The sequence below is a fragment of the Streptomyces sp. NPDC046335 genome (assembly GCF_055587985.1).
The window spans coordinates 94,438-105,528 of record NZ_JBVJFF010000006.1 but is presented as its reverse complement, the minus strand read 5'-3'; the positions used below and the strand labels follow the sequence as shown (position 1 = coordinate 105,528).

Below are 11,091 nucleotides of genomic sequence, written 5' to 3'. Positions count from 1 at the left end.
TGTAGGCATGATCACCGTTCACCTGACGTATGAGATCGACGCCGACAGGATCGAGGACTTCGAGGAGTACGGCCGCCGCTGGGTCGGTCTCGTCAACCGCTTCGGCGGGACCCACCACGGCTACTTCCTGCCGAGTGAGGGCGACAGCGACATCGCCTACGCCCTCTTCTCGTTCCCCAGCCTCGCCGCGTACGAGCGGTACCGCACGGACAGCGTGTCCGACCCGGAGTGCCAGGACGCCTTCGAACTGGCCCGCCGCACGCGGTGCATCAAGCGGTACGAACGCCGCTTCCTGCGGCCGCTCGACGGCGTGTCCCAGGCCGCCGCGAGCCGCGAGGCCTGACCGTTCCCACGCAGGGCGGCAGGTCCGCCCCTTGACGTCGGTGGCCACAGCCAATAGTTTGCGGTGGCCATCGACCTGCGACCAGTGAAAGGGGCGACCAGCGGATGAACACCAACTCCGACCTCGGTCGCCTCGCCCAGCGCACGGTCTGGATTCCGGGGCGGATCGCGCACGGCGCCTGAGTCCGCCGCCCTGATGTGCCCGTCCGCGGCACGCTGATGCCCCCGTCGCCGGTGGCACATCCAGGGTTCCGCATCCCCCTTCCTTCGCTCTCTTCCGGCACGCCACTGCCGCGTGCTGTCTTGCGCTGCTCCTCTTCACGCGGCGGCGTGCCTGAACACAGAAAGCTGCCTGAAATTGGCGAACATGACTGAATCGACCGACCGTGCACCGAAACGAAGGCCTGTCATGACAGAGGCGCGGATCACGGTCAACGGGAAAGAAACACCGATCGCACCGGCCGCACCCCACACCACGGCGCTGGATTTCCTGCGCGAGCGGGGCCTCACCGGTACCAAGGAGGGCTGCGCCGAGGGTGAGTGCGGCGCCTGTTCGGTCCTGGTGGCCCGCCCCGGGGTGAACAAGCCCACCGACTGGGTGGCGGTCAACGCCTGCCTGGTCCCGGCCGCGGCTCTCGACGGCCAGGAGATCATCACCTCCGAAGGCCTCGCCACCGCGGGCGAACCCGGCACACCGGCCACCCTGCACCCGGTGCAGGAGGAGATGGCGGCTCGCGGCGGTTCCCAGTGCGGTTACTGCACGCCGGGGTTCATCTGCAGCATGGCGTCCGAGTACTACCGGCCCAACCGCTGCGCCCACGCGGATTCGTCGGACAGCACCGACCCGGCCGAAAGCGCTGACGCCGAGCACGGTCCGAACGGTTTCGATCTGCACGCGCTGAGCGGAAACCTGTGCCGCTGCACCGGCTACCGCCCGATTCGCGACGCCGCGTTCGCCGTAGGTACGCCCACCGACGACGACCCCCTGGCCCAGCGCCGCGAGCAGTCCCCGCCCGCGCCCGTCGCGACCCAATACACCCAGGACGGCAGGGAGTTCCTCCGTCCGAGCACCCTGGCCGAGGTGCTGCGGCTGCTGCGCGAGCGGCCCGACGCGGTGGTGGTCGCCGGGTCCACCGACTGGGGCGTCGAGGTGAACATCCGCTCCCGCCGCGCGGACTGCGTGGTCGCCGTCGACCGGCTGCCCGAACTGCGGGAGCTGCGCGTCGAATCCGACTGCGTCGAGATCGGGGCGGCGCTGACGCTCACCGAGACCGAACGCCGCCTCGACGGCCGCGTCCCGCTGCTTGCGGAGCTGTTCCCGCAGTTCGCGTCCCGGCTCATCCGCAACAGCGCGACCCTCGGCGGCAACCTGGGGACCGGCTCTCCCATCGGTGACAGCCCGCCGGTGCTGCTCGCCCTCGACGCGTCGGTGGTGCTCGCCGACGCCGACGGCGAGCGCGAGGTCCCCCTGTCCGACTACTTCACCGGTTACCGGCAGAGCGTGCGCCGTCCCGGCGAACTGATCCGCGCGGTGCGTGTCCCGCTGCCGCTGTCGCCGGTCGCGGCCTTCCACAAGATCGCCAAGCGGCGCTTCGACGACATCTCCAGCGTCGCCGTCGCCTTCGCGCTCGACATCGAGGACGGCATCGTCCGCAAGGCCCGCATCGGCCTGGGCGGCGTGGCCGCCACCCCCGTCCGTGCCCTCGCCGTGGAGGCGGCCCTGGAGGGTGAGCCCTGGGAGGCGCGGACCGTCGAGGCCGCGGCCCGGGTGCTTGAGAGGGAGGGCACGCCGATGGACGACCACCGCGCCAGCGCCGGTTACCGCTCCGCGATGCTCGGCCAGAGCCTGCTGAAGCTGTACGCACAAACCACCGAGGGTGTGTCGTCATGAGCCAACTGTCCGAGCGCCCCGAGAAGCCCGTCGTCGGCGTCTCCATGCCGCACGAGAGCGCCACCCAGCACGTCACCGGCACCGCGCTCTACACCGACGACCTGGTCCAGCGCACCAAGGACGTCCTGCACGCCCACCCCGTCCAGGTCATGAAGGCCCACGGCAGGATCACCGCGCTGCGCACCGAGCCCGCGCTCGCCGTGCCCGGCGTGGTCCGCGTACTGACCGGCGCCGACGTGCCCGGCGTCAACGACGCAGGCATGAAGCACGACGAGCCGCTCTTCCCCGACGAGGTCATGTACTACGGCCACGCGGTCGCCTGGGTGCTCGGCGAGACCCTGGAAGCGGCCAGGCTCGGCGCGGCGGCCGTCGAGGTGGACCTCGACGAACTGCCCTCCGTGATCACGCTCCAGGAAGCGATCGCGGGCGGGAGCTTCCACGGGGCCCGGCCCGTCATGCTGACCGGCGACGTCGACTCCGGCTTCGCCGACTCCGCGCACGTGTTCACCGGCGAGTTCCAGTTCTCCGATCAGGAGCACTTCTACCTGGAGACGCACGCCGCGCTCGCTCTCATCGACGAGAACGAGCAGGTGTTCATCCAGAGCAGCACCCAGCACCCTTCGGAGACCCAGGAGATCGTCGCGCACGTCCTCGGCCTGCACAGCCACGAGGTGACCGTGCAGTGTCTGCGGATGGGCGGCGGCTTCGGCGGCAAGGAGATGCAGCCGCACGGGTTCGCGGCCATCGCCGCGCTCGGCGCAAGGCTGACCGGCCGGCCCGTCCGGCTGCGGCTCAACCGGACCCAGGACCTGACCATGTCCGGCAAGCGGCACGGGTTCAACGCCACCTGGAAGATCGGCTTCGACGACGACGGACGCATCCGCGCCCTGGACGCCACCCTGACCGCCGACGGCGGCTGGAGCCTGGACCTCTCCGAGCCCGTCCTCGCCCGTGCGCTGTGCCACATCGACAACACGTACTGGATTCCCAACGCGCGCATCGCCGGGCGCATCGCCAGGACCAACAAGGTCTCCAACACCGCGTTCCGCGGCTTCGGCGGACCGCAGGGCATGCTGGTCATCGAGGACATCATCGGCCGGTGCGCGCCACTGCTCGGCCTGGACCCGATGGAGTTGCGCGAGCGCAACTTCTACCAGCGGGGCCAGACGACGCCGTACGGCCAGCCGGTCACCCAGCACGAACGGATCTCCGCCGTCTGGCACAAGGTCCAGGAGAACGGCTCCATCGCCGCCCGTCGGCGCGAGATCGCCGCCTTCAACGCCGCGCACCCGCACACCAAGCGGGCCCTCGCGGTCACCGGCGTCAAGTTCGGCATCTCGTTCAACCTCACTGCCTTCAACCAGGGCGGCGCGCTGGTCCTCATCTACAAGGACGGCTCGGTCCTGATCAACCACGGCGGCACCGAGATGGGCCAGGGCCTGCACACCAAGATGATCCAGGTGGCCGCGACCACGCTGGGCATCCCGCCGCACAAGGTGCGCCTCGCCCCGACGCGGACCGACAAGGTGCCCAACACCTCGGCCACCGCCGCGAGTTCGGGGGCGGACCTCAACGGCGGGGCGGTGAAGAACGCCTGCGAGCAGTTGCGCGAACGGCTGCTCCAGGTGGCCGCGACCCAGCTCGGCGCGAACGCCTCGGACGTACGCATCGTCGAGGGCGTCGCACGCTCCCTGGGCGGCGACAAGGAACTGGCCTGGGACGACCTGGTGCGCACGGCGTACTTCCAGCGGGTGCAGCTGTCGGCGGCCGGTTACTACCGGACCGAGGGGCTGCACTGGGACGCGAAGGCGTTCAGGGGCTCACCGTTCAAGTACTTCTCCCACGGCGCCGCCGCGGCCGAGGTGGAGGTCGACGGGTTCACCGGCGCGTACCGCATCCGGCGGGTGGACATCGTGCAGGACGTCGGCGACAGCCTGTCCCCGATGATCGACATCGGTCAGGTCGAGGGCGGCTTCGTGCAGGGCGCGGGCTGGCTGACACTGGAAGACCTGCGCTGGGACACCGGTGACGGGCCGAACCGCGGGCGTCTGCTCACCCAGGCCGCGAGCACCTACAAGCTGCCCAGCTTCTCGGAGATGCCCGAGGAGCTCAACGTCACGCTGCTGGAGAACGCCACCGAAGACGGCGCGGTGTACGGCTCCAAGGCGGTGGGTGAGCCGCCGCTGATGCTGGCGTTCTCGGTCCGTGAGGCCCTGCGGCAGGCCGCCGCCGCGTTCGGACCGAGCGGGGCGAGCGTCGAGCTGGCCTCGCCCGCGACACCGGAAGCGGTGTACTGGGCGATCCGGGCGGCCCGCCAAGGCGGTGTCTCCGGCGGTGGATTGGTCCACGACGGCTCAGCCGCCAACGGCCATGCCGTCGACGCCGGGGCCCGAAGCGACGTGAAGACGCTGAGTGGTGCCTGACATGACATGGGTCGCCGCGGTCGCACGGCTGCGAGCGCGCAGGGAGCCCGGCGTGCTCGTGACCGTCGCGGCCGTGCGCGGCCACGCCCCGCGCGACGCCGGCGCGAAACTCGTCGTGGGGCAGACGCAGGCGTGGGGCTCGATCGGCGGTGGCAACGTCGAGGCCGTCGCGATCGACCGGGCCCGGGAGATGATCGCCGCGTCGACGCGGGAGCCGGAGCTGATGGATTTCGCCCTGAACGACAAGGTGGCCAACCGGCACGGTGTGCAGTGCTGCGGCGGCACGGTCACCGTGCTGCTCGAACCGCTGGCGGTGGTACGGGCGGTGGCGATCTTCGGCGTCGGACACGTCGGCCTGGAACTGGCGCGCGTCCTGGCACGTCAGGACCTCGACCTCCATCTGGTCGACACCCGCTCCGACATCCTCACCGAGGAGCGGCTCGGCGTCCTCGCGGACGCGGTGGGGCAGGTGCACGTGCATCACACGCCGCTGCTGCCCGAGGAGGTGCTCGCGGAGCTGCCGCACGGCACCCACGTCCTGATCATGACCCATGACCACGCCGAGGACGCCGCTCTGTGCGACGCCGCCCTGCGCACGACCCACCTCGGCTCCATCGGTCTCATCGGGTCGGCGGCCAAGTGGGTGCGGTTCCGCAAGCGCCTCGCCACCGAGGGCGGTCACGACAAGGCCACCATCGACCGGATCAAGACCCCGATCGGGCTCGCGGACGTCAACGGCAAGGATCCCGCGACGATCGCCGTGAGCGTCGCCGCCGATCTGCTGCGCACTTTCGAGACGGAGGGGAACTGACCAGGAGTACTGACCAGGGGAACTGACTCTCCCTCCGGGGCGCCCGGCCGACGTGACGGGCCTGCTGCGCGCGGTCAGGCGATCCCGGTGCCGCGCAGCAGCAGCAACGCCACGTCCACCGTCGCCACGGCCACGGCCGCCGCGAACGTCGCCCGCTCCCTGCGGCGTCCCAGCACCGCCCCCGCCACCGCGATCAGCCCGGCCGCCGCGAGCGCCGTCACCCCCCACCCGCCGGGCGCTCCGGCCGGGCCCAGGGTGAGGACGGCGGACGCGGTCACCAGGGGCACGGGCAGCAGCAGCCGTGCGCGTTCCGCGCCCAGCCGGTGCGGCCATCCCCGTACGCCCGTCGCCAGGTCCGCGCGAATGTCCGGCAGTACGTCCCCCAGGTGGGCGCCGACCCCGAGCAGCGCCCCGGCCGCCACGACCCACCAGGCCGGCCAAGGCTGTCCCGGCAGACCGAGCGCCACGAACGCCGGGAGCGCGGCGAAGCCCAGCGCGTACGGCACCCACGACCAGACCGTCGCCTTCAGGCGCAGGTCGTACGCCCACGCCGCCGCCACCCCGGCCAGGTGAACGACGCCCGCCCATGGGCCGCAGGCAAACGAGAGCGGCACACACAGAGCCAGCGAGGCGTACGCGGCCACCCACACCTGCCGCACGCCGACCGCACCGTCGGCGACCGGTTTGCCGCGGCGGCCCGCGGCGATGTCCCGGCGCGCGTCGAACGCGTCGTTGCACCAGCCGATGGACAACTGCCCGGCCAGCACGGCGGCAGTGGTCAGGAAAGCACGCGCCACGCCCTGTCCCGCGGTCACGGCCAGCGCCGCCGTCAGAGCGGTGACCGCCACGACAGGACCCGGGTGACACGAGCCGGCCAAGCCGCCGACCCGGCAGGACCGACGCATGACCGCGCCGCCGGCCGTCGACTGCTCGGGAGTGCCCACCCGGCCGATCGTAGGCGGGGCCGGCCCCGCACCCGCCGACCCACGCGGCCGGACGGGCGATCCCTGGTGCGGAACCACCGGACCGGGGAACAGATGCAGGCAACTCACTCCAGTCGGTACACCGGGCGGGAAACATATGACGCGGATCGCCGCCGTTCGCGGTGCCCTCGCAGCGCACCGTCACACCCAGTCCGAGATCACCGACATGGTGGCCCGCACCTGTCTGCCGCAGGGCGCCGACCGCCGGGTCCTCGACCGGCTGCACCGCGGCGCGAAGGTCCGTCGGCGGCACATGACACTGCCGCTCGAACGGTACGCGGAGCTCGACGGTTTCGGGACCGCCAACGACGCCTTCATCGAGGCCGCTCCCGCCCTGGGCGCCACAGCCGTCCGGGACGCGCTGCGGGCGGCCGGTCTGGCCCCGGCCGACGTGGACCTGCTGATCTTCACCTCCGTGACCGGTGTCGCCACCCCCTCGATCGACGCCCGGCTGGTCGGCCGCCTCGGGCTGCGGCCGGACGTCAGGCGACTGCCCCTGTTCGGCCTGGGCTGTGCCGCGGGCGCCGCCGGCCTGGCCCGGATGCACGACTACCTGCTGGGCAGGCCCGACGACGTGGCGGTCCTGCTGTCGGTCGAACTGTGCTCGCTCACCTTCCAGCGCGACGACGCCTCCATGGCCAACCTCGTCGCCACCGGGCTGTTCGGCGACGGCGCGGCCGCGGTCGTCGCGTGCGGCGCCGACCGCCCGCACGGGATCGCGGGCCCTACGGTCGTGGACACGCGCAGCCACCTGTACCCGGACACCGGGCGCGTCATGGGCTGGGACGTCAAGGACTCCGGCTTCCGCGTCGTCCTCGACCCGAGGGTCCCCGACGTGGTGCGCGAGCACCTCGCCGACGACGTCGAGGGGTTCCTCGGCGACCACGGCCTGAAGCCGAAGGACGTGACCGCCTGGGTCTGCCACCCCGGCGGCCCCAAGGTCCTGCACGCCGTCACCGAGGCCCTCGACCTGCCAGAGGAGGCTCTCGACGTGACCTGGCGCCACCTGGCCGACGTGGGCAACCTGTCCTCGTCGTCGGTGCTCCACGTACTGCGCGACACCCTCGCCGAACGCCGCCCGCCGCCGGGCACGCCGGGGGTGCTCCTGGCGATGGGGCCGGGCTTCGCCTGCGAACTGGTCCTGCTGCGCTGGTAGTTCGGCGGCCGACGGGCATGGCGGAGGGACATGGGCGAGAGGCGTGGTCGGGGGAGATGGACGAGGGGTGTGGTCGGAGGCTGTGGAGCACATGATCTGGTACGGGCTGCTGGTGGCCGCCGTCGCCGCCGAGCGCGTCTGCGAACTCGTCGTCGCCCGCCGCAACGAGCGCTGGAGCACCCTCCGCGGCGCGACCGTGTCCGGCCAGGGCCACTACCCGGCGATGGTCGCCCTCCACACCGGCCTGCTGCTCGCCTGCCCCGCCGAGGCGTGGCTGGCCGACCGGCCCGTGCTGCCCGCCCTGGCCTGGCCGATGCTGACCGTACTGGCGGCATCCCAGGCGCTGCGGTGGTGGTGCGTCCACACTCTAGGGCCCCGTTGGAACACCCGGGTGATCGTGGTCCCCGGGCTGCCGTTGGTGACGGGCGGCCCCTACCGGTGGCGGTGGCTGCGGCATCCCAACTACGTGGCCGTCGTCGCCGAGGGCGTGGCCCTGCCCCTGGTGCACACCGCGTGGATCACCGCCGCCGCGTTCACGGTCCTCAACGCCGCCCTGCTCACCGTGCGCGTCCGCTGCGAGAACCGGGCGCTGGCCGCCGAGTCCACCCCGGCCACCTCCGTTCCGGCATGATCGACGTCCTGGTGGCAGGCGGCGGACCGGCCGGCCTCGCCGCCGCCATCCACGCCGCGCGGGCCGGCCTCGAAACCGTGGTCGTCGAGCCCCGGAACGGACCGGTGGACAAGGCCTGCGGCGAAGGAGTCATGCCCGGCGGTGTCGCCGCCCTGAGGACACTGGGCGTCGAGGTCACCGGCCGCGAACTGCGGGGCATCCGCTACGTGGACGGCACCACCCGTGCCGAAGCGCCCTTCCGGGGACACGGCGGACGGGGAATCCGCCGTACGACGCTGCACTCCGCTCTGCACCGGCGCGCTCTCGGCCTCGGGGTGCGGATGGTGCGGGGCAAGGTCGGCGAGGTGCTCCAGAACGCGGACACGGTCACCGCCGCCGGGATCACGGCCCGCTGGCTGATCGCCGCCGACGGCCTGCACTCCCCGGTCCGCAGGGGCCTGGGTCTTGACCTGCCGGGGCGCCCCCACGGCCGTTACGGACTGCGCCGGCACTACCGCGTCGAGCCGTGGACGGACTTCGTCGAGGTCCACTGGTCCCGGCACGGCGAGGCCTACGTGACGCCGGTCGGTGACCACCTGGTGGGCGTCGCCGTCCTCAGCCGCGTCCGGCGCGGATTCGACGAGCACCTGGCCGACTTCCCGGCCCTCGCGGCGTCGCTGCGCGGCCCGGCCGCGACCGACGTGCGCGGAGCCGGACCGCTGCGACAGCGCGTACGGTCCCGGGTCGCCGGCCGTGTCCTGCTCGTCGGCGACGCCGCGGGGTACCTGGACGCCCTCACCGGTGAAGGCATCGCCCTCGGCCTTGCGACGGCCGGGGCCGCCGTCCACGCCCTGGCCACCGGACGACCGGAGGAGTACGAGCGCGCCTGGACCCTGCTGACCCGGCGCCACCGGCTGCTGACGGGGGCTCTGCTCGCCGCGGGGCGCCGCCCGGGGACCGCCCGCCTCATCGTCCCCACGGCCGCCCGGCTGCCCTCGGCGTTCGCGGCCACCGTGCGCGCCTTGCAGTAGCGGAGCGGGGGCGAGGGACGGAGGGGGCGCGGCAGGGCCGCCATGTTTCGGTGAGGTTACGCCACTTCGGGCAGGCCGGAAGTGCCGCTTGACCAGGGGTTTGACGCGGGCGGGCGGCAGTTGCGCCACCCGCCCTCTCACCCTGTGAATGCCGCATGCCGGAAGTCTTGTTCCACGACCGGCGGTAGTCCTAGGGTCGGGCCACCCCGCACGACCGACCTGGCGTACGGCTGACTCCGGGCTTCGCCGTACGCACGGCACACCCTTGTCACCCGCACGCGGGGCACGGCGTGCGCGGAGTGGCAACGGCGCAGGCATGCGGAGTACGGAAGCGGGCGAGTGAGTTGGCGAGCGAGCAACGGAACGAGCGGTCGGCGGAGCAAGGCCGGAGCGAGGGGCAAGAACCGGCGCGGGCGGGTCTGGGGGAGCGGCCCGGCAGACGCAGGTTCCTGGTCGGGACGGGGCTGGCGGGTGCGGCCGGGCTCATCGGCGCTCCGGCCGCCGGGGCCGACTCACCCGGCGCGTTGCGGGCGGAGCAGTTCAAGGGGGCCAAGAAGCTGCTCGTACCGGAGCTGTTGATGCTGCCGGGCGGCCCGAAGCGGGGGCAGGCGGTACTCGTCGACGGCAGGAAGTTCCGGGCGGTCGGCCCGGCGCGCAAGCTCATGGCGGCCCACCCCGGCCTGCGGCCGGTCCGCCTGGACGGGCACCTGATCATGCCGGGCTTCGTCGACGCGCATCACCACCTGACCCAGAGCTTCGGCAAGGCCCAGTCGTTCGGGCAGCCCTCGGAGATCTTCAAGACGATATGGGAACCGCTGGAACACGCGCTCGACAAGGAGAGCGCCTACGTGTCGGCGAAGCTGGCCGCCCTTGAGGCGCTGCGTGGCGGCTTCACGACGGTCGCCGATGCCGGGACTCGGGCGCCGGTCGACGTGGCCGTCGTGGCGAAGGCGACAGAGGAAGCCGGTATCCGATGCGTACTGTCCAAAGTCGTTTCCGACGGGAAGGGCGGACCGGAACACCTGGGCCGGTGGGACGCGCACCCACTGATCCATCCCTCGCTGGCCATCCCCGTACCCGAGGACGCGTCCGCGAAAGTCCTCAAGCGGACGGCGGACCTGTGCCGCGAGGCCGACGCGGTCTTCCAGGTCCACGTCAATGAACATCTGGCCTCCGTGGAGAGGTCGTTGAAGAGCGTGGGCCGGCGCCCGGTCGAGTACCTGCGGCATCTCGGCGCGCTGGGCCCGCGGACACTGGGTTCGCATGCCACTCTGCTCACGCCCGGCGAGATGCGGATGCTCGCCGACTCCGGCGCCGCCATCAGCTACAACCCCGTGGCCAGCGCCTGGAAGGGCAACGCCGTGGCGCACGCCACCATGCTGGCCGCGATGGGGGTGCGCTTCGGTACAGGCACGGACGGGACGCGCGGCGACGGATTCCGCCTCGTCGACGCCGCGGAGACGGCGCAGCGGCTGGCGTACGGCATGGCGTCGGGGGATTCCTCGTGCGGCGCGGGGCGCATGTGGCTGGAGCATGCGACAACGCTCAGCGCCGACGCGCTCGGTCTCGGCAAGGTGACCGGGGAGATCGCGGAGGGAAAGGCCGCCGACTTCCTCGTCGTGGATCTCAATGTCCCCGAGCTCACTCCTTCGTATGACCTGGAGTGGGAACTCGTCCGCCTGGCCAACCGCGACCAGATCACCGCCGTCGTGGTCGACGGCAAGCTGCGGCTGTGGGAGGGCTGGCCGCCGGACTGGGACGGCCGCGCGCTGGTGGCACGGGCGGCGAAGATGGGCCCCGAGGTGGTGCGCCGAGCGAAGCTGGAGCGCGTGGAGCCGCGGTAG

General features: G+C 72.3%; 9 protein-coding genes. 8 read left to right on the top strand and 1 reads right to left on the bottom strand.

The features are described 5' to 3' along the window. The first annotated feature begins 7 nt into the window (after window positions 1–7). From ACZ6JY_RS15980 to xdhC, 4 genes are all read left to right on the top strand, one after another. Window positions 8–343 carry an NIPSNAP family protein gene (locus tag ACZ6JY_RS15980; RefSeq protein WP_469196365.1) on the top strand — a complete coding sequence of 112 codons (336 nt, stop codon included), beginning with the start codon at window positions 8–10 and terminating at the stop codon, window positions 341–343. A gap of 408 nt (window positions 344–751) precedes the next feature. Next, a complete protein-coding gene (locus tag ACZ6JY_RS15975) occupies window positions 752–2,233 on the top strand; it encodes a xanthine dehydrogenase small subunit (protein WP_469196363.1) in 1,482 nt (493 codons plus the stop codon). After that, window positions 2,230–4,656 (top strand): xanthine dehydrogenase molybdopterin binding subunit, encoded by a 2,427-nt coding sequence (xdhB, locus tag ACZ6JY_RS15970; RefSeq protein ID WP_469196361.1) that lies wholly within the window; start codon window positions 2,230–2,232, stop codon window positions 4,654–4,656. Before ACZ6JY_RS15975 ends, xdhB begins: the two co-directional genes overlap by 4 nt. A 1-nt stretch (window position 4,657) precedes the next feature. Continuing rightward, window positions 4,658–5,467, top strand: a complete 810-nt coding sequence (gene xdhC / locus ACZ6JY_RS15965) for a xanthine dehydrogenase accessory protein XdhC (RefSeq protein WP_469196359.1) — start codon at window positions 4,658–4,660, stop codon at window positions 5,465–5,467. A 74-nt stretch (window positions 5,468–5,541) separates the two neighbouring features. On the opposite strand, the gene ACZ6JY_RS15960 is transcribed toward xdhC, so the two are convergent. Next, entirely contained in the window at window positions 5,542–6,411 is an 870-nt protein-coding gene (locus ACZ6JY_RS15960; protein ID WP_469196357.1) for a UbiA family prenyltransferase, read from the bottom strand. 136 nt (window positions 6,412–6,547) lie between these two features. Between ACZ6JY_RS15960 and ACZ6JY_RS15955 the strand changes: the two genes are divergently transcribed. The 4 genes from ACZ6JY_RS15955 to ACZ6JY_RS15940 all read left to right on the top strand — a co-directional run bounded on the left by ACZ6JY_RS15955 (window position 6,548) and on the right by ACZ6JY_RS15940 (window position 11,091). Next, complete coding sequence (locus tag ACZ6JY_RS15955) at window positions 6,548–7,606, top strand: type III polyketide synthase (RefSeq protein WP_469196354.1); 1,059 nt, start codon at window positions 6,548–6,550, stop codon at window positions 7,604–7,606. Window positions 7,607–7,697: 91 nt separating this feature from the next. Continuing rightward, the gene (locus tag ACZ6JY_RS15950; RefSeq protein WP_469196352.1) at window positions 7,698–8,237 is read left to right on the top strand and encodes an isoprenylcysteine carboxyl methyltransferase family protein; all 540 of its coding nucleotides are present in this window, start codon (window positions 7,698–7,700) and stop codon (window positions 8,235–8,237) included. After that, complete coding sequence (locus tag ACZ6JY_RS15945) at window positions 8,234–9,247, top strand: NAD(P)/FAD-dependent oxidoreductase (RefSeq protein ID WP_469196351.1); 1,014 nt, start codon at window positions 8,234–8,236, stop codon at window positions 9,245–9,247. Before ACZ6JY_RS15950 ends, ACZ6JY_RS15945 begins: the two co-directional genes overlap by 4 nt. 524 nt (window positions 9,248–9,771) lie before the next feature. Next, window positions 9,772–11,091 carry an amidohydrolase family protein gene (locus tag ACZ6JY_RS15940; protein WP_469196948.1) on the top strand — a complete coding sequence of 440 codons (1,320 nt, stop codon included), beginning with the start codon at window positions 9,772–9,774 and terminating at the stop codon, window positions 11,089–11,091.

Coding starts and splice junctions, on each gene's coding strand:
- ACZ6JY_RS15945 (WP_469196351.1), top strand. CDS start 8,234: ATGATCGACGTCCTGGTGGCAGGCGGCGGACCGGCCGGCCTCGCCGCC.
- ACZ6JY_RS15950 (WP_469196352.1), top strand. CDS start 7,698: ATGATCTGGTACGGGCTGCTGGTGGCCGCCGTCGCCGCCGAGCGCGTC.
- xdhB (WP_469196361.1), top strand. CDS start 2,230: ATGAGCCAACTGTCCGAGCGCCCCGAGAAGCCCGTCGTCGGCGTCTCC.
- ACZ6JY_RS15980 (WP_469196365.1), top strand. CDS start 8: ATGATCACCGTTCACCTGACGTATGAGATCGACGCCGACAGGATCGAG.
- ACZ6JY_RS15955 (WP_469196354.1), top strand. CDS start 6,548: ATGACGCGGATCGCCGCCGTTCGCGGTGCCCTCGCAGCGCACCGTCAC.
- xdhC (WP_469196359.1), top strand. CDS start 4,658: ATGACATGGGTCGCCGCGGTCGCACGGCTGCGAGCGCGCAGGGAGCCC.
- ACZ6JY_RS15975 (WP_469196363.1), top strand. CDS start 752: ATGACAGAGGCGCGGATCACGGTCAACGGGAAAGAAACACCGATCGCA.